The sequence below is a fragment of the Mesorhizobium sp. GW821-FHT04C10 genome (assembly GCF_059420305.1).
Genome location: NZ_JBWKTL010000001.1, coordinates 594995 through 613896 on the forward strand (window position 1 = coordinate 594995; position 18902 = coordinate 613896).

An 18902-nucleotide genomic window follows, 5' to 3' on the forward strand; every position below is an offset into this window, starting at 1 on the left:
CATGAAGATCACCGACATCGAGACCTTTGCCGTCGGCGCCGGCTGGAAGAACTGGCTCTTCGTCAAGGTGCACACGGACAAGGGCATCCATGGCATCGGCGAAGGCACGTTGAACGGCTTCATCAAGACCACCGAAGCCGGTGTGCACGAACTCAAGCACCTCGCCATCGGCCAGGATCCGCGCCGCATCAACGCGCTGGCCAAGCGCATGCTGGACAGCGTCTCGCTAGACGGCGGCCATATCCACCGCACGGTGATCGCGGCGGTCGAGGTCGCCTGCTGGGACATTCTGGGCAAGAGCCTCGGCGTGCCGATCCACCAGTTGCTCGGCGGCCAGGTGCGCGACAGCGTGCTCGGCTACGCCAATGGCTGGTACCGCACCGAGCGCACGCCGGAGGCCTTTCTGGAAGCCGCCAAGGCGGTTCTGGCCAAGGGCTTCAAAGCGTTCAAGCTCGACCCGTTCGGCACCGCGCAGGGCTTTATCTCGCGTGAGGAACTGGATCTCTCCTACGCGATCTGCCGAACCTTGCGTGACAAGCTACCGAAGGACACGCTGATACTGATCGACGTGCATGCCCGCTTCACCGAGATCGCGGCGCTGCAGGCGGCACAGAAGTTCGCTGACCTCGACATCTACTGGTGGGAGGAGCCGACCTCGCGCGACCGGCAGGAGACCGTGCACGAAGTGGCGCATCGCTCGCCGATCCCGGTTGCGACCGGCGAGATGTACGACACGGTCGGGCAGTTCTACACGCTGGCCGCCGGCGGCGGCGTCAACATCTTCCAGCCCGAACCGATGTCGCTCGGCGGCATCGCGCCGTCCATGCAGGTGGCCAATCTGGCGCTCGCGCATGGTAGCCACATCGCGCCGCACCAGAGCGGCGGACCGGTGGCGACGGCGGTGTGCCTGCAGCTGGCGGCGGCGGTGCCGAACTTCCTCATCCAGGAGCATTTCGACGCCTTCAACGACCCGTGGACGCGCGACCTCGTGACCTGGCATCCGACCGTCAAACCGGACAATGGCCATCTGTCGCTGCCGGACGCGCCGGGGCTCGGCATCGATCTCAACATCGAGGCGATCAAGGATCACCCCTACGATCCCAACGCCTATCTCAACGTCCATGCGGAAGGCTGGGAAAAGCGCCTCGGGCGGCGTGAAGAGGCGGGCAAGCGTGGCCGTTAGGTTGGCAAAGCCCTCCGTCCATTCGTCATTCTAGGGCGGAGCAAGGAGCGAAGCGACGCGGCGCAGACCCTAGAATCCATGCCGGGACTCCCGAGCGTCACAGCGGTCCAGAATTCTGCTCCGCTGCACCCGTCAGGAAGGTCGCGGCATGGATCCTAGGGTCTCCACGACGCCGCTGTGCGGCTGCTCCGCCCTAGTATGACGAAGCTGGGGCCTCGGTCGCCAAGGATAGAACCTCAAGCACTCTCGCGGTCGACGATCTCGAAGCCGAGGCTGGTGATGGTCGGCACCTTGGTGTCGCCGCCGAGCCTCGCCAGCAATTGCCGCACCGCGCGGCGGCCCATCTCGTAGCGGTTGACCTTCACCGTGGTCAGCGGCGGATAAAGCTGCGCGGCCAGATCCATGTCGCCATAGCCGGCGATCGCGATCCTGCCCGGCACCGCCCAGCGGCGGCGGTGGCATTCCTGGACGGCGCCGACGGCCAGCGTGTCGCTGGAAAAGAAGATGGCATCGATATCCTTGTGCCTGGAGGTCAGCGTCACCAGCGCCTCGGCACCGCCCTGAGCGGTGATCGGCACTTCGACCTCCATGTCGCCATGGTTCTTGAAACCCAGTTCGGTGAGTGCGGCGTGATAGCCGGTGCGGCGCTGCTGCAAACGGTCATTGCCATGGATCGGCGTCGAGACGAAGCCGATGCGCTTGTAGCCCTTGGCCGCCAGATGCATGGTCATGGCATAGGCGGTCTCGAAGTTGGAGACGCCGACCACCATGTCTATCGGCTTGCGGCCCTTGATCTCGGATATTTCGACCACCGGTGCGCCGCTGCTCTTCAGAAGCGCCCGTGCCGCCTCGCTTTGCACGAAGCTCTGCAGGATCATGCCGACCGGTCGCCAGCCGAGCAGATTGCGGATCGATTTTTCCTCCGCCTCCTGCGTGAATTCACCCTGCACCAGAAGCATCGAATAGCCGCTCTCATGGCATTCGTCGGACATGCCTTGCACCTGTTCGGCGATGCCCGAATTGATCAGCGGCGGCACCACCGTGCCGATCATGCGGCCATTGCCGCGCATGCTTGAGGCCAGCCGGTTGGGCACGAAGCCGGCCTGCTCGATCGCTTCGAGCACTCTGATGCGCGTCTCCGGCGACACCATGTCGGGATTGGACAGCGCGCGCGACACCGTCATCGGCGCGACGCCGACACGCTTGGCGATCTCGCGGACGCCAAGGCGTTGCGGCTTCTTCTCGCCCGCCGGCGGCTTGTCGACCATCACCATGCTCCAAAAGAGCGCGACCCACCAAGGCAATGTCCTATGGATCACACCGTAAGCGCCTTTCATAGCGGGTGTGGTGGACGGTTTCCAGCGGCGGGTCCGGCGGGGATGGCAAGCATCGACGGTTCAGAAATTGCGCCCATAGCCAGCCGTCCACCCACCGTCGACGCCCAGCATCTGGCCCGTCGTGTAGGTGTTGAGCGGATCGCAGAAGAACAACACGGCCGCGACCGCTTCCTCGATGCGGCCGGCGCGGCCGACCGGTGTGTGGCTGAGCATCGCCTTGTCGCCCGAGACCATGGTTTCACCCTCGACCGCGCCGAAGCCGACGGCATTGACCAGCACCTTCGGCCCGAATTCCATGGCCAGCGTACGCATGCCGGCCAGAATCGAGGCATTCTCCATGGAGAAGCGCGGATGGCGACGCATCGGCATGCCGGCGGTGGCCGAGATCAGGAAGACAATGCGCCCGCGGCCGTGCTCGGTCATGGCCACGGCCGCCTTGCGGGCATCGGCATACAAGGTGGGGGGATCTTCGGCCGTCGTTCCCGGACGCAGCGGGCATGAAACAAGAAGGATGTCGGGGGGCAGCATGCCAGCGGGCCGTGCCCGCACCCCTTCGACAATGCGGCCGCCATTGGCACGCAAGGCGGCAAGTGCGGCTTCGACGAGCGGATTGCCTGGGCCTTCCAGCGCTATCGTCGCGCCGGCGAGATCGATTTCCATCGCGTCCCTCACATCATGTATCCCGCCGTCCAGCCGCCATCGACGGCCAGGACCTGGCCGTTGATGTAGCTGGCGGCAGGCGAGGCCAGGAACAGCACCGCCTCGGCGATCTCTTGCGGTTCAGCCGGACGGCCGAGCGGGACATGGGCGAGGAATTCCTGCGTGCGGCCGGCGAACTTGCCGTCGTCGCCGTAAAACAGCTTGGCCGTCAGCGCCGTCATCACCGACCCCGGGGCGATGGCGTTGGTCAGGATGCCCCTGGCACCAAGTTCGATCGCCATAGAACGTGTCAGATGGATGATGCCGGCCTTGGCGGCGACGAACGGGCTCTGCAGGCGCATGGCGGCAAGGCCGACGACCGAGGCGATATTGACGATGCGCCCGCCGTTGCCGGCGGCGAGCATGGGCGCGAGTGCCGCCCGGCTCATGATATAGAGGCCGTCAAGGTCGATGCCAGTGATGCGGTCCCATTCCTCGGGCGGGAATTCGTCCAGGGTGACGCGGTGCGCCAGCGTGTTGACGCCGGCATTGTTGATGAGGATGTCGAGGCGGCCGTAGCGCTGCATGATCGCGGCGATCGCACTGTCGACCGAGGCGGCATCACGGATGTCGGTGGCGCAGGCCATGGCGTTGCTCAGACCGGCCGCGACCTGGCTTGCGCCTTCGCCGTTGATGTCGGCGACGACGACGGCGGCGCCATTGTCGGACAGGCGTCCGGCGATGGAACTGCCGATGGCCCCCGCGGCCCCGGTGACCAGCGCTACCTTGCCTCGCAAATCGCAGCGCATGTCCCGTCCACCCCCGAGCAATATCGGGTTATGCTATTATAATATTCGCAGGGTGTGGACAAGCAGTTGAGTCATGGCAAGTGCTTATTCCGCCGGCGCACCGGCGACATTCTTGCGAGCGGCATCCACCATCAGCCGCCGGGCGCGGAACACGCCCCATTGCTGGTCGACCAGCACGCCGATGAGGATGACCCCGCCCATCACCGCGAAGTTGAGGGAAGACGGGATGCCGAGCAGATTGACAAGGTTCTGCAGCTCCTGCAGCAGCACAGTGCCCAGCACGACGCCGATCAGCGAGCCTTCGCCGCCGCGCAACGAGAAACCGCCAAGCACAGCCGCGGCAATGGCGTAGAGTTCGTAGAACTGGCCATGGCTGGCGGGTGAAATCGAGCGCGTGTACATGGCGAAGTAGATCGCCGACAAGGCGGTCAGCACGCCACAGATGACATAGGCGGCCATGACGATCCGGCCGGTGCGGATGCCTGAGTATTTCGCCGCCTCCTCGTTCTTGCCGATGGCATAGAGATAGCGGCCGAACACCGAGCGGTGCAGCACCACCCACATGACGATGGCGATGATAATCAGGGCGAAGAAGGAGTTCGGCACGCCCCAGGAGCGGCCGGCGGTGAGAAATTCGAGGTCAGGAAAATTCTGGCCGAAGGCGAAGCCGGCCGTGCCGTCGGCGGTGTAGAAGCGCGCGACGCCGCGATAGATCAGCAGGCCGCACAGCGTCACGACAAAGGGTTGCAATTTCAGCCGCGTGATCAGCCAGCCATGCGCCAGTCCGATGATCGCGCCAAGCACGAGGATGAGCACGAAGGCAACAGGCCATCCCATGCCGCGCACGGCGATGAAGTCGATGAACAGCGTGCCCAGCAGCGCGACCAGCGAGCCGACCGACAGTTCGATGCCGCCGGTGATGATGACGAAGGCCTGGCCGATCGAGAGGATACCGAACAGGCCGATCAGGTTCGAGGTGTTGGCAAGGTTGATCGGCAACAGGAAGCGCGGATTGATGATGGCGACGATCGCCCCGACCACCAGGATCAGGATCAGCAGGCCGAGATCTTTCTTGCTCATCGTCGTCTCCGCTTACGGCCAAAGCGCGTCGTGCGCTCCGGCTCCTTGGTCTATGCATGTCGTTGTCGCGAACCCGAGGTCACTTCTGCGCGACAGCATTAGTTTGCCGGCTTGCCCACAGCCAGCAGCAGCACGTTTTCCTGGCTGAACCGGTCCTTGTCGAGAATGCCCGAGATCTGGCCCTCATGCATGACGGCGATGCGGTCGGACACGCCGATCACCTCTTCCATGTCGCTGGAGATCATCAGCACGGCGACGCCGGCGTCGGCGAGCGCTCGCATCAGCCCGTAGATTTCCGCCTTCGCGCCGATGTCGATGCCGCGCGTCGGCTCATCGAGGATCATCACCTTCGGGTTCATGGCCAGCCACTTGCCGAGCACGACCTTCTGCTGGTTGCCGCCCGACAGCGTGCCGGTGCGTGTCTGCACCGACGGCGCCTTGATGCCGAGATCCTTCTTCTGCTTCTCGGCGGTAGCGTTCTCCGCACTGGCCGACACCAGCGAGCGCCGGGCATGCGCCGGCAGATTGGGCAGTGAGATGTTCTGCGCGATCGACAGGTCGAGCAGGATGCCGGTCAGCTTGCGGTCTTCCGGCACCAGGAAGATGCCGTGCGCGACGGCGTCGGCCGCGGAGCCGAGCACAAGCGGCTTTCCGTCGAGCTCCAACGCGCCGCCAAGGCTGCCGTCAATGCCGAAGAACACGCGTGCCAGCTCGGTGCGGCCGGAGCCGACCAGGCCGGCAAGGCCGAGGATCTCGCCGCGCCTGACATCGAGGTCGACCGGCCGGCCGGGATAGGTGGGCGTGCGGACGGCTTTGGCAGCAAGGGCGACGGCGCCGGGGGCACGCGCGGCCTCGGAGGCTTTCTCGCGCTCCTTCAGCATGCGCCCGATCATCAGCTTGACCATCTGGTCGTGGTTGATGTCGCGCTTGCCCAGAGTGCCGGCCAGCATGCCGTCGCGCAGCACGACGACGCGGTCGGCGACGCGCTCGACCTCGTGCAGGCGGTGCGAGATGAAGATGACGCTGATGCCATCGGCCTTCAGCGCCTTGATGACGTCGAGCAATTTGTCGGTTTCGGCTATCGGCAGGCTCGATGTCGGCTCGTCGAGGATGACCAGCCTTGCCTTGATCGAGAGCGCCTTGGCGATCTCGACCATCTGCTGTTGCGCAAGCGACAGGTCGGCGACCTGCGTGTCGGCGGAAAAATTGGCGCCGACGCGCTTCAGCAGCGGCGCCACCATTTCCCGCAGCTTGGAGCGGTCGACAAGCTTGAGCGGTCCGGCGCGTAGCGGTTCGCGGCCAAAGAAGATGTTGGCGGCGACATCGAGGTTTTCGAACAGGTTGAGTTCCTGGTGGACGAAGGCGATGCCCGAGTCAAGGCTGCCTTCGACGCTGAGCCCCTTGTGGGCGGTGCCATCGACCGTGATGGTGCCGGTGTCCGGCGTGGTGACGCCGCCGAGGATCTTCATCAGGGTCGACTTGCCGGCGCCGTTCTCGCCGACGAGGCCGATAACCTCGCCCGGCCTGACCTCCATCGAGAAGCCATCGAGCGCGACGACGCCCGGATAGGTCTTGCGCACGTTCTCGAGACTGAGGAACGGGGTGATTGCCGCGATGGATGTGTCGGAATAATTCATCATGCCTGACAGCGATTGGCGGGCCGACCTCTCAGCAGACTGACGATCCCGGCCGGGTTCGTCAATGCGGACAGCCGGCTCAAGCGAAGTTGAGCCGGCCGAACTGCTTTTTGGTCTTAGTTTCCAGCCATCGCCTTGAGATTGGCGGCATAGGCGTCGACATCATCCTTGCCGATGATCTTGGTCGGGATGATGATCAGCGCATTGGCCGGGATGCCCGACTTGTCGCCCTTGAGATAGGCCGCCATCAGCTTCATGCCCTGATAGGCCCATTCGAAGGGCTGCTGCACGACGGTGGCGGCAATGGTGCCTTCCTTGACGCCGCCCAGCGTGATCGGATCATCATCGAAACCGACGACCGTGATCTGGCCGAGCTTGCCGGCGTCGCGCAGCGCTTCGTAGATGCGCGGCGTGTTGTAGGAATAGAAGCCGACCATGCAGGTGACGTCGGGGCTGGCAACCAGCGCGTCCTCGACATTCTTCTTGGCGCGGGCCTGGTCGATATCGTCGCCACGCACGTCGTCAAGCGTGATCTTGGTGCCGGCCAGCCCATCCTTGAAGCCCTGGATGCGCTCCTTGGCATTGTCGGCGCCGAGCAGGCCGACGAAGCCGAGGCATTTGCCGCCATTGGGCATCGCCTTCTTGGCGATATCGGCGGCCTGCTTGCCGGCGTCGACGTTGGACGAGCCGATATAGGCGACACGCTTGGTCTGCGGAGCGTCGCTGTCGGTGGTGAACAGCGCTGTTTGCGAGGCGATCTTGTTCAAGCCATCGGTCGAGGTCTTGGGGTCAACCGCCGAAACCATGATGCCCTTGACGCCGGCCGTCACCAGATCGTCCATCAGGCGCTGCTGGATGGCGACCGAGGACTGCTCGGGATATTTGAGCTCAAGCGTGTAGTCGGGCAGTTCGCCTTGCGCCTTCTTGACGCCGGCTTCGGCCGCTTTCCAGAAATCGGAAGCGCCGTTGACGACGAAGGCCAGCGTCGGCTTGTCGTCGGCGCGCGCGATGGCTGTCGCCGTCAGGCCGACAACCAGGGCCGCGGCGGCCACGGATGCATTGCGTATCAAGGATTTCATGTTCAACCTCCCGTTTTGGTCCAGCCATCCGGCTGACCGGTCTTGCTCACTAGAATTGCCTTGCTCACCTGAATTTGCCGTTTGCGGCTCGGACGCCCCTCCTCCTCAGGGGTTCCCGGCACTGAAAGAATGGCGTCGTTCCAGCCACGGCCACGGACTTTAGAGACTCATCCATCATTCGTAAATAGTCCGATTTGTCTGACATATCACATGTCCGAGACAGAGCTTGCGGAGGCAATATCAGCTCGCCATCGGGCCAGTCACGCACGCTTTCCCGCCGCGCCGGAACCCAACGGGGCCGGACGCGACGGATTGACGTTACAGCGCATTTTTGTATTAGTAAACACTATTAGTTTCGGGCCAACATTCGGACATGCCGAGGCGACATCGCAGACGACGCGCCGCGAACCGATGTCTGGGCGACATGACGGCAAAAGCCTTGCAACCTTTGCCTTCCCTGATAGCCGAAACCTGATGACCGATGGACCACGAGGCTACTAATAGATATAAACAACGCAACGATTTCTATAAATCGGCGCCGCAGCGCCATCTTGTCGGCCCGGCAGGCTGCCGCTAGACAGGACGGGGGATCGGGGACACCAATGCAATGAGCGAGACGACGGATCCGGCCGGCGAGACGGCGAGACGCCGCAAGGCGCCGGCAAAGCCCAAGGGGCGGGTCACCATGACCGACATCGCCAGGGCCGCAGGCTGTTCGCAGGCGACCGTTTCCTTCGTGCTCAACAATTCACCCGGCATCAGGCTGTCGCAGCAGACCCGCGAGCGGGTGATCGAGGCCGCCCGGGCGCTGGGCTACAGCGCTCCCGCTTTCTCGGCGCTGCGCAAGCCTGTTGCCGCCTTCGATGGGCTTGACGGGGTGATCGGCTTTGCCGTCGACCAGCTCGCCACCAGCCCGGAGGCGGTGGTCGCCATCGAGGGCGCGCGCCAGGCCTCGTGGAATGCCGGCAACGTGCTCTTGGTGGCGCAGACCATGGGCGACGCCGTGATGGAGCCGCGCGCCATACAGGCGCTGACCAGACGGGGCATTTCGGCGCTGATCTACATGACCATCTTCACCCGCGAGATCACGGCGCCCGACTTCCTCTACAGCCTCGACATTCCTGTGATCCTGCTGAATTGCTACACGTCGGACTATGCCTTCCCCGCCGTGGTGCCTTCCGAGATCGCCGGCGGCCAGAGCTCGACCCGGCATCTGATCAGCCACGGCCACCGCCGCATCGCCACCATCACCGGTGAGCCGTGGATGCAGGCCGCACAGGACCGGCTGAAGGGCTACCGCCGCGCGCTCGCCACCGCCGACATCCCGTTCGACCCGGAGTTGGTGGTCGAGGGCGACTGGTCGGCAAGCGCCGGTTATGCCGCGACGGTGAAGCTTTTGGCGCTGAAGGAGCGTCCAACCGCCATCTTCTGCCAGAACGACCGCACCGCGATCGGCTGCTACGAGGCACTCAAGGAAGCCGGCCTGCACATTCCGCAGGACATCTCCGTTGTCGGTTACGACGACGAGGAAATCGCCCGGCACCTCTTTCCGCCGCTGACCACCTCGATCCTGCCGCACATGGCGATGGGCCAATGGGCGATCGAACAGCTCGAGGCACCCTTGCCGCCCGGGCAGGGGCGCTATCCCATCACCAAGCTGGAGTGTCCGCTAGTGGAACGGGAGAGCGTACGGGCCGTCGCGAGTAGTTAACGCCAGGCAACCGGCTCAGTGGCGCTGCGACCGGCGCAGATATCTCTCCAGCCACAGGCTGTAGCGTGAGCCGCCGAAGCACAGCACGAAGTAGATCAGCGCGGCGAACAGATACGCCTCGTCATAATAGCCCAGCCATTGCGGGTCGGTGGCCGAGGCGCGCGCGGCGTTGAGCAAATCGAAGATGCCGATGACGGCGAGCAGCGATGTTGCCAGCAGGAAGCCGATCGCCAGGTTGACCATGCCGGGAATGACCAGGCGCAGCGCCTGCGGCAGCACCACGAGCTGCATCGTGCGCCAGTAGCCGAGGCCAAGCGCGGTCGCCGCTTCGTACTGGCCTGGCGGAATCGCCTGCAGGCCGCCGCGAATGACTTCGGCGATATAGGCCGACCAGAACAGCGTGATCATGATCATGGCGCGCACGTTCTTGTCGATCAGTTGCCCATTGGGAATGGCCATCGGCAGGATGAGCATCGCCACGTAGAGGATGGCCACCATCGGCGTGCCGCGCATCACTTCGATGAAGACGATCGCCAGCATGCGCAGGCCACCCATCCCGGAACGCCGAGCCAGCGCCAGCAGGATGGCGAGCGGCGTCGCCAGGCCGAAACAGACCGACCACACGAACAGCGTCACCGCCAATCCGCCCCACTGGTTCGATGGGACAGCGGGTGGAACCAGAGAGCCGGACATCAGCATCCAACTGGCGGCAATCACGACGAACCAGGCGGCGAGCAATCCCTTGCGCCAGAAGCGCGGCTGCGCGGTGACGACCAGCAGCCCCAGCAGCAGCACCATGACGATCAGCGGGCGCCATTGCAGCGCCGGCGGGTAGAAGGCGAACAGGATGAAGCGGAATTTTGCCTCGACGAACGCCCAGCAGGCGCCAGACGCCGCCGCGCAATCGGCCGATGTTCCCGTCCATGTCGCGTCAAATATGCCCCAGCGCAGCAGCGGCGGTATGATCCAGGCCAGCAGTGCGACCGTGACCACGGTGATCAGCGAATTCAGCGGCGTGCCGAAAAGCCCGACCTTCAATGTCCGCAGCGTCGCCGACGATCGCCATGTTCTCAGGTCAAGAGCGTCGGAGAGGCTCATATCCTTGCTCCCCTGAGCGCGACACGCTTGTTGTAGAGGTTCATGGCCGCCGAGACGGAGAGGTTGATCGCCAGATAGATGACGATCAGCAGGGTCAGCGCTTCCAGCGACTGTCCGGTCGTGTTGGCGGTGGTGTTGATGATGCTGACCAGATCAGGGTAGCCGATGGCGACGGCAAGGCTGGAATCCTTGGTCAGGTCGAGGTAGCTGGATGTGGTCAGCGGCGTGATGACGCGCAAAGCCTGCGGCAACACGACAAGGCGCATGATCTGACTGTTGTGCAGGCCAAGCGCCCTCGAGGCCTCCCACTGGCCGCGATCGACGGACTGGATGCCGGCGCGCACGATCTCGGCGATGGCGGCTGAGAATTTCACCACCAGGCCGGTCAGCAGTGCGGCGAATTCGGGTGTCAGATCGTAACCGCCACGGATGTTGAAGCCGGCCAGCGCCGGTATCTCCCAGGCCGCGCCGGCGCCGGTCAGCGGGAAGGCAAGCACAACGGCGCCCAACAGCAGCGCCGTTGCAAGGCCCCACCGCCTGGCGGACAGCCTGCCGCCGCGCCATGCCCATAGAATGAAGATCAGATAGGCAGCCGCGAGGGCCCCAAGCAGCCAGAGCGTCGGTGCCGACACATTGTGGAAGCCGAGCGCCGGCACGAAGACGCCGCGGTTGGTGAGAAAGAAGCTGCCGAACGCCGAAAGCGCCTGCCGTGGCGAGGGAAAGGATTTTGCCAGCGAAATCCAGAAGAACAGCTGCAGTAGAAGCGGCGTGTTGCGGACGATCTCGACATACCAGCGCACCAGCCCCGCCAGCAGAAGATTGCCGGAGAGACCGGCAACGCCGAGGGCGACGCCGAGGATCGTGGCCAGGACGCAGCCAAGCGCCGCCGCTTTGATCGTGTTCAAAAGCCCGGCCAGGATAGCGCGCGCATAGGGATCGCCAGCCTTGAAGGCAATCGGCGCCTCGCCGATCTCGAAACTCGCCGGCCGGCTGAGGAAGTCGAAGCCCGGCGTGATGCCGATGCGCGCCATCGTCTCGGCGGCGTTGTGGCCAAGCAGCCAGAACAGCGCGACGACCGCGGTGATGACGGCGACCTGCGTCAGCGGATAGCTGCCCCACCACAGGGATATCCTGCGCAAAATGCCGGGTCCGCCAAGACCCGGCACGGTTTCGTCAATCAAGGACATTGGTTGGCGAAGGTCTTAGCGGAACGGCGGCGAGTAGAGCAGGCCACCATTGGTCCACAGGCTGTTGTAACCACGCTCCCAGCCGAGCGGCTTCAGATTGCGGTCGTAGATTTCGCCGTAATTGCCGACGGTCTTGATGATGTTGTAGGCCCATTTCGGATCGAGGCCGATCGCTTGCGCGAGTGACGGATCGACGCCGAGGAAGCGCTGGATGGCCGGATCCGGCGACTTGAGGAAGTCGTCGATGTTCTTGCTGGTGATGCCCCATTCCTCGGCCTGGATGGTGGCGTTGACCGTCCAGTTGACGATTTCCAGCCAGCGGTCGTCGCCGCTGGCGATCGCCGGTGCGAGCGGCTCCTTCGACAGACGCTCGGGCAGGATGATGTAGTCGTCAGGTTTCTTCAGCTGCGTGCGCTTGCCGACGAGGTCGGACGAGTCCTGCGTGATGGCGTCGACACGGCCCGACTCCAGCGCGTTGATGAACTCGCTGGTGTCCTCGATCGTCACCGGCGTGAACTTCTTGCCGGTCTTGCGGAAGAAATCGGCGATGTTCAACTCGCCGGTCGTGCCGCTCTGGACGCCGATCGTGGCGCCGTCGAGGTCGGCGGCCTTGGTCACGCCAAGGTCCTTGCGCACCAGGATGCCTTGCCCGTCATAGAAGACGGTCGGGCCGAAATGGAAGCCGAGCTGGAAGGCGCGCGTGATCGTCACCGTCACGCCCGACAGCAGGATGTCGAATTCGCCGGACTGAAGCGCCGGCAGGCGCTGCTGCGGCGAGGAGTTGGTGAACTCCACCTTCTCCGGATCGCCGAAGACGGTGATCGCCAGGGCGCGGCCGTAGTCGGCGAAGAATCCCTGCCAACGGCCATTGCTGTCCGGCGAGAAGAAGCCGGGTGTGGTGCCGACGCCGACCTTGATGGAGCCCCGCGCCTTGATCTTGTCGAGGGTCGGGCCGGCATAGGTGGATGTCGAGAACAGTCCCACCGCCACCATGAGCGTTGTTGCCAGTGCCGTCCTCCAACGGGCACCGGACCGCGTTGTTGTCGTCATGTATGTCACTCCTGCGATTTTGTTGCCATCAGCCGCTGGCGGAACGTCCCCCGCCTTGTTCGACTGGCTCGAAGTTAACTCTATAATTTTTGTAGACTAAGGAACGGCAATCCAATTTTTTGCCTGCCGGGAAAGCAGTTTGCTTCGAAAATAGACATTGGCGGCGAATGCGAACCGGCTGCCTGCGAATGGATCATCGCGGGAAAGACTCGTTCCGGCGGCACGGAGTCCCGGCCTCGAACCGCTTATTTTCCCTGTCCCGGATTCTGCATGAAGCTGCCCAGCAGAAGCGCGAGACTGGAGACGATTGCTCCGGCCCACAGCAGTTCCGGCGAGTAGCGCTTGATGCCGAGGAAGTGCCAGCTCTTGCACAGCGACATGGCGAGCGAACAGCGGTCCGACGTCTGCAGCAGGCATGGCAGCGTGCGTTCGACCGGAAAGCCGGTGTTCGACATGACCTGCGCATAGACGATCGCCCACCAGACAAGGGCGACGAGCGTCAGCGCAATCCCCACCGCCTCCAGCCAGCGCAGCGGAAACAGTTTTCGGACCGAAGCATTCTCGCTCATGCGGAGAACCCGAGTATCTCGAGGATGTGCTGGCGCTGGGCGACGATGCGCGGATCGTCGCGCCGCCGCGGATAGGGCAGGTCGACCACAACCTCTGCCTTGATGCGCGCCGGGCGCTCGGTCAGCACAATGACGCGCTCGCAGAGCAGCAACGCCTCCTCGACATCGTGGGTGACGAGAATGACCGTGTAGCCGGCTTCGCGCCAGAGCGACAAAAGCTCTTCCTGCATGGTCAGCCGGGTGAGCGAATCCAGCCGTCCCAACGGCTCGTCGAGCAGCAGCAGGCGCGGGTCGTTGACCAGGGCACGCGCCAGTGCGGCGCGTTGCGCCATGCCGCCGGACAGTTGATGCGGAAAGGCCGATGCGAAGGCGTCCAGCTTGACCAGGCGAAGCGCGTCGTCGATCCGCTTCTGGCTGTCGGCCAGCGCGCCGCGCGCTTCCGGCCCGATGGCGACATTGTCGCGGACAGTCCGCCACGGAAACAAGGTCGGATCCTGGAACACGAGCACGCGCGACGGGTCCGGCCGGGCGACGATTGTCGCGTCTGCCAGCACGTCGCCGCTTGTCGGTTTTTCCAGCCCTGCCGCCAGCCGCAGCAAGGTCGACTTGCCGCAGCCGGATGGGCCCAGAAGCGCCACGAATTCACCCGGCGCCACGGCCAGGTCGATCTGCCGCAGCACCGGCAAGGGCTGTCCGTCGAGATCGTATTGATGCGAGACGCCCCGAAAATCGACGGCGAGACCGGCGGCGTTTTCGGATGCGGCGCGAAGTCCTGCGGCGGCTACCATTGCACCACCCCCTTCTGCCAGCCGAGCAGCCGGTCGCGGACGACGAACAGCAGCTTGACCAGGCCCGAGCAGAGCAACGCCATGATGATCAGCATGGCATAGACATTGGCATAGGCCGAATAGGCGGTCTGGAACTGCAGGTACCAGCCCAGGCCGTATTTGGCGCCGAGCATTTCGGCCACCACCAGAACGGCGAACGAATAATAGAGCCCCATGAACAGGCCGACAAAGACATGCGGCAAAGCGGCGGGTATCGCCACGCGCAGCACGAGATAGCGGGTGCTGGCGCCCAGCGTGCGCGCCACGTCGTAGAAGGAACGGCTGACCGAGTTGACACCGGAGGCGGTCAGGATCGCGACCGGTATTCCGGATGCAAGGGCGACCAGGAACAGGCTGGCCTGGAACGTCGTCGGGAACAGGAAGAACGTCGCCGGGATCCAGGCGCTTGCCGGCACCGGACCGATCAGCTTCAGGATGGGCATGCCCCAGTAGGCAAAGCGCTTCGACCAGCCGAGCGCCACGCCGCCGATGAAACCGAGGACGATGCCGCTGAAGAAGCCGATCGTCCACAGCCGCGCGGTATAGGCGATGCAGATGAGGATGCGCTGCCAGTCGACGATATAGACATGCAGCAGACCATGCGGCGGCGAGAAGAACGGCTTCGGCAGCCAGCCGAGCTTGGCCGTGATCAGCTCCCAGACCGCGAACCATAGGCCGAGCGCGATCAGCCAGGGGCCATAGTGGATCAATCCCCGACCGAAGCCGCCGAGCTTTTCGACGCCGAAGGCGAGGCCAGCCAGCACGACCGCCCCCGCGGCCAGCAGCCCGACAAAGACGTCGCGGCTGCCCCACGGCACGACGTCAGGGAATGCCACCGTCACAATGGCGGCGAGCAGCCAGGCCGCGGCCGCGTAGAGCCCATGTTTCCACACGGGACCGGCAAAGGCGGACGAAACGCCTTTGCCGGTTGCGTCCTTGTCGGCCGCTGCACTCATCACCCAGGTTCCGTCAGGCGAGAATGTCGACCGTCACCCGCTGGGCGAGTTCCGCCGGATCGGTGGTTGGATCGAGCACCTTGATCAGCGCCAGATCGGCGGCGGCATTCTTGACCTGACCCTGCAGGTCCTTGCCGACCGGGTGGTTGTGCAGCACCCAGGAGGCAATCTCGTCGCGGATATCCTCGAAGGGGAAACCGGGGTTGAGATTGTCGACGAACCACTTGGCGACTTCGTCCGGATGCGCCGCGGCGTATTCGTGGATCTCGATATCGGCCTCGGCCAGCCGCCGGATGGCGTCCTTGTTGGCATCGAGGAAGGCCGAATTGACACCGAGCACGCAACAGACCGCGCCCTCGAAGGCTCCGGTTTGCGTGTTGGCGACCTCCACCAGATCGAACTTCTTCTTGTGGGCATAGGCCCATGGATCGAGATGCGCCAGCGCGTCGGCCTGGCCCTTGCCCACCGTCTCGCCGACGAGGTCGAACGGCACGTTGGTCCAGTTGACGTCGTTGTTGGGGTCGAGGCCGGCCTTGGCGAGCGCGACCTGGAAGGAATGCTTCGGCGGGCTGGCGACATCATAGGAGACGATGGTCTTGCCCTTAAGGCCTTCGAGCGTGGTGACGCCCGAAGCCTTCGATGCCAGCAGCCTGGTGCAGCCGCCATGCGAGCCGACGAAGAGCTTGACGTCCAGCCCCTGCTCCAGCGGCTTGACCCAGTCATAGAGCAGGCCAGCGCCGGCATCGGTCTTGTTGGTGGCGATCGACTGGATCAGCGTCTGGCCACTGGCGCCCTGGTAGTAAAGATCGATATCGAGATCATGCTTGGCGTAGATGCCCTTCGACAGAGCAAACGCGATCGGCGAATGACAGGCCGCGAATTCGGTCCATGACAGCCGCACCTTGGTTGGATTGCCGGCGATGGCGTAGCTCGTCGGCCTGGCGAGCAAGCCGACAGCGGCGGCGCCGACGCCAAGCGCGCCAGCGGCGCGCAGCACGCCGCGCCGCGAAATCCTTGATGTGGTTTTCCTGTCTGTGGTCATAGTCCCCTCCTGTGATCGGATGAATGTGAAGCCGGCAAAATTCCTAGGCAGCCTTCAACTCGCGATCGCCGGCGACCTGGTCGAGCGCCTGTTCGAGGTCGCGGATGATGTCGTCGGGATGTTCGATGCCGATGGAGAGCCTGACGTAGCCGGGGGTCACGCCGGTCGCGAGCTGCTCTTCCGGCGACAGCTGCGAGTGGGTGGTGGTCGACGGATGGATGGCCAGGGAGCGCGCGTCGCCGATGTTGGCGACGTGGTAGAGCAGCTTCAATCCGTTGATGAAGGAGCGTCCCGCCTCGCGGCCGTCCTTCAGTTCGAAGCCGACCAACGCGCCGTAGCTGCCTTGCCGGAAATAGGCATCGGCGCGCCGCTTGCTCTCGCCTGTCTGGTAGCGCGGGAAGATGACATTGCCGACTTTCGGATGTCCGCGCAGATATTCGGCCACCTTTATGGCGTTCTCATTGTGCTGGCGGATGCGCAGCGGCAGAGTCTCCAGGCCCTGCAATAGCTGGAAGGCATTGAACGGGCTGATCGCGGCGCCGACGTCGCGCAGGAGAACGGTGCGGATGCGCAGCACATATGCCACCGGACCGAGCGGCTTGGCCGCCTCGACCCAGACCTTGCCGTGATAGCTCGGATCGGGCTGGTTCAGAGTCGGGAAGCGCTCGGCATGGTCTTCCCAGGGGAAGTTGCCGCCATCGATGACGATGCCGCCGATCGAGGTGCCATGGCCGCCAATGTATTTCGTCGCCGAATAGACGACGACCGCGGCGCCATGATCGAATGGCCGGATGCTGAGGGGTGCCGCGGTGTTGTCGACGATCAGCGGCACGCCGAGCGAGCGGCCGATGTCGGCCACTTCCTTGATCGGGAAGACCTGCAGCTTCGGGTTGGGCAGCGACTCCGCATAGTAGGCGCGGGTGCGTCCGTCGGTGGCGCGGCGGAAGTTCTCGGGATCGGACGGATCGACGAAGCGGACCTCGACGCCCAGATGCTTCAGCGTGGCCGCAAACAGCGCCCAGGTGCCGCCATAGAGATCGGTGGCCGAGACGATGTTGTCACCCGCGCCGGCAAGGTTCAGAACCGAATAGGCCGAGGCCGCCTGGCCGGAGGAGAGCAGCAGGGCCGCAGCACCGCCTTCCAGCGCCGCGATGCGGGTCTCCAAAGCGTCCTGCGTCGGGTTCGAAACCCGCGTGTAGATGTGGCCGATCTCGTCGAGCGCGAACAGCCGGTCGGCATGGCTGGTGTCCTGGAACTGATAGGACGTGGTCTGGTAGATGGGCACCGCAACCGCACCGTTGGTGGGATCGGCGCGCCATGAACCGCCGTGGAGGGCGAGGGTCTCGGGAGAGAGATTTTCGAGCGTCATGGGCGTTCCTCCTGTGTTGTTGGCGCCGTCAGGCAAAGGGCGCGACTTCGGCGCGAGCCTGGATGGCAATGAGATCGGCATGGTGGCGGCGTGCGACATCGGGATGCGAGCGCAGCCGGCTTTTCAGCGCGTTCTGCCCGGAGTTGCGGTAGAGCGGATTCTGGGGGTCACGGGTAACGCCGCTCGCCTGCGCCTTGAGGTGCGGCGCCAGGTCAAGCAGCGGGATCTCGGCATCGAAGGGAGCACCAAGGAAGAAGGCGACCGACAGCCGGTCGGTGCCAGCCGGCGGCGTCACGACCCGGTGAACGGTGGCCTTCAGATAGCCATCCGTCGCCATTTCCAGCAACTCGCCAATGTTGACGACAAAGGTGCCGGCGCGCGGCTCGGCGTCGATCCAGCCGCCTTCGGCGGCTTCGACTTGCAGGCCTTTCTGCTTTTCCTGCAGCAGAAGCGTCAGGAAGCCGCTGTCCTTGTGGGCGCCGACGCCCTGCTCGCTTTCGGTCGAGTCCCGGCCGGGATAGCGGATGATCTTGATGAGGTGGTTCGGCGTGCCGGCGTAGATGGTTTCGAACGCGTTCTCGTCCTGCTCCAGGACAATGGCGAATGCCTTCAGCAGGCGCGTCGACAGGTCGGTGAGGCGGTCCTGCCACTCGATCAGCAGCGGCTTGAGCTCCGGCAAGGCGCTTGGCCATTGGTTCGGCCCCTGCAGGCGCGTCCAGGCCGGCAGGTTGCCATCGCGCTCCAGCGCCGGCGCTTCCGAGCCGATGTCGACCTGTTCGCGCCAGTCCCTCTGGCCCTTGGTCAGTTCCTGGCCGACGCGGTTGTAGCCGCGGAAATGCGGCGAGTTCACCATTTCGATCTGGAGCTTGTCTTCGTCCGGCAAGGCAAAGAAACGCCTGGACGCACCAAGTACATCGTCGATCAGCGATTGCGCGATGCCATGTCCAGTCAGGTAGAAGAAGCCGACATCGCGTGCCGCGCGCCGCAGCCCCTCGATGAATTCCTTTCGGGAAGCCGGGTCGGCTTCGTATCGAGAAAAATCCAGCACCGGGATAGTTCTCTTGTCGGCAGTACTGCTCATTTCGACCCTCTCATTTGGTGATCGAAGCGTCGCACCGCGGACCGCCGAAACAAAGAAAACGCCATCCCTTTCCGAGACAGGTGGGGAAATTGACGTATCGTTCCCGTGGGGCCGGCGGCCAATTTTTGTTAATTCTATAAAAATAGTAGATTTTGATTTGCGGCCGGTGTGGGGCCTATTCCTCTCAGATCCACACAGTCGAGTGCCCTGGTCAGGGCTATCTGCCGCCGCCAGGGCGCGCAGAGATC

General features: G+C 64.2%; 17 protein-coding genes. 2 read left to right on the plus strand and 15 right to left on the minus strand.

Annotation, left to right across the window (positions count from 1 at the left end):
* The first annotated feature begins 1 nt into the window (after nt 1).
* Nucleotides 2–1183, plus strand: coding sequence for a mandelate racemase/muconate lactonizing enzyme family protein (locus AC07UC_RS02740; protein WP_494903882.1), 1182 nt, complete (start codon nt 2–4; stop codon nt 1181–1183).
* Between the two features lie 236 nt (nt 1184–1419).
* Here the strand turns inward: AC07UC_RS02740 and AC07UC_RS02745 are convergent, their stop codons facing one another.
* From AC07UC_RS02745 to AC07UC_RS02770, 6 genes are all read right to left on the minus strand, one after another.
* Nucleotides 1420–2451: a LacI family DNA-binding transcriptional regulator gene (locus AC07UC_RS02745; RefSeq protein WP_244735278.1), complete on the minus strand. Its 1032-nt coding sequence runs from the start codon at nt 2449–2451 to the stop codon at nt 1420–1422.
* A gap of 129 nt (nt 2452–2580) precedes the next feature.
* On the minus strand, nt 2581–3180 hold the full coding sequence (locus AC07UC_RS02750) for an SDR family oxidoreductase (RefSeq protein WP_494903884.1): 600 nt from the start codon (nt 3178–3180) through the stop codon (nt 2581–2583).
* A gap of 8 nt (nt 3181–3188) precedes the next feature.
* Nucleotides 3189–3968 (minus strand): SDR family NAD(P)-dependent oxidoreductase, encoded by a 780-nt coding sequence (locus tag AC07UC_RS02755; protein ID WP_494903886.1) that lies wholly within the window; start codon nt 3966–3968, stop codon nt 3189–3191.
* Between the two features lie 84 nt (nt 3969–4052).
* On the minus strand, nt 4053–5048 hold the full coding sequence (locus AC07UC_RS02760; protein ID WP_140770499.1) for an ABC transporter permease: 996 nt from the start codon (nt 5046–5048) through the stop codon (nt 4053–4055).
* A gap of 98 nt (nt 5049–5146) precedes the next feature.
* Entirely contained in the window at nt 5147–6685 is a 1539-nt protein-coding gene (locus tag AC07UC_RS02765; RefSeq protein ID WP_494908884.1) for a sugar ABC transporter ATP-binding protein, read from the minus strand.
* Nucleotides 6686–6801: 116 nt separating this feature from the next.
* Entirely contained in the window at nt 6802–7764 is a 963-nt protein-coding gene (locus AC07UC_RS02770) for a sugar-binding protein (RefSeq protein ID WP_140770502.1), read from the minus strand.
* A 607-nt stretch (nt 7765–8371) separates the two neighbouring features.
* Between AC07UC_RS02770 and AC07UC_RS02775 the strand changes: the two genes are divergently transcribed.
* Nucleotides 8372–9475: a LacI family DNA-binding transcriptional regulator gene (locus AC07UC_RS02775; protein WP_494903889.1), complete on the plus strand. Its 1104-nt coding sequence runs from the start codon at nt 8372–8374 to the stop codon at nt 9473–9475.
* A gap of 15 nt (nt 9476–9490) precedes the next feature.
* Here the strand turns inward: AC07UC_RS02775 and AC07UC_RS02780 are convergent, their stop codons facing one another.
* From AC07UC_RS02780 to AC07UC_RS02820, 9 genes are all read right to left on the minus strand, one after another.
* Nucleotides 9491–10573, minus strand: coding sequence for an amino acid ABC transporter permease (locus AC07UC_RS02780; protein WP_494903891.1), 1083 nt, complete (start codon nt 10571–10573; stop codon nt 9491–9493).
* Entirely contained in the window at nt 10570–11760 is a 1191-nt protein-coding gene (locus tag AC07UC_RS02785; protein WP_494903893.1) for an amino acid ABC transporter permease, read from the minus strand. Before AC07UC_RS02785 ends, AC07UC_RS02780 begins: the two co-directional genes overlap by 4 nt.
* A 15-nt stretch (nt 11761–11775) precedes the next feature.
* The gene (locus tag AC07UC_RS02790; RefSeq protein ID WP_446720321.1) at nt 11776–12753 is read right to left on the minus strand and encodes an amino acid ABC transporter substrate-binding protein; all 978 of its coding nucleotides are present in this window, start codon (nt 12751–12753) and stop codon (nt 11776–11778) included.
* A 302-nt stretch (nt 12754–13055) separates the two neighbouring features.
* Nucleotides 13056–13379, minus strand: coding sequence for a hypothetical protein (locus AC07UC_RS02795; RefSeq protein ID WP_494903895.1), 324 nt, complete (start codon nt 13377–13379; stop codon nt 13056–13058).
* On the minus strand, nt 13376–14167 hold the full coding sequence (locus AC07UC_RS02800) for an ABC transporter ATP-binding protein (RefSeq protein ID WP_494903897.1): 792 nt from the start codon (nt 14165–14167) through the stop codon (nt 13376–13378). The genes AC07UC_RS02795 and AC07UC_RS02800 overlap by 4 nt, the downstream gene beginning before the upstream one ends.
* Nucleotides 14161–15162, minus strand: a complete 1002-nt coding sequence (locus AC07UC_RS02805) for an ABC transporter permease (protein WP_494903899.1) — start codon at nt 15160–15162, stop codon at nt 14161–14163. Before AC07UC_RS02805 ends, AC07UC_RS02800 begins: the two co-directional genes overlap by 7 nt.
* A 13-nt stretch (nt 15163–15175) precedes the next feature.
* Nucleotides 15176–16204 (minus strand): ABC transporter substrate-binding protein, encoded by a 1029-nt coding sequence (locus AC07UC_RS02810; RefSeq protein ID WP_202324999.1) that lies wholly within the window; start codon nt 16202–16204, stop codon nt 15176–15178.
* Between the two features lie 43 nt (nt 16205–16247).
* Nucleotides 16248–17573, minus strand: a complete 1326-nt coding sequence (locus AC07UC_RS02815; RefSeq protein ID WP_494903901.1) for an O-acetylhomoserine aminocarboxypropyltransferase/cysteine synthase family protein — start codon at nt 17571–17573, stop codon at nt 16248–16250.
* Between the two features lie 28 nt (nt 17574–17601).
* On the minus strand, nt 17602–18654 hold the full coding sequence (locus tag AC07UC_RS02820) for an isopenicillin N synthase family dioxygenase (protein WP_494903903.1): 1053 nt from the start codon (nt 18652–18654) through the stop codon (nt 17602–17604).
* Between the last annotated feature and the right edge of the window lie 248 nt (nt 18655–18902).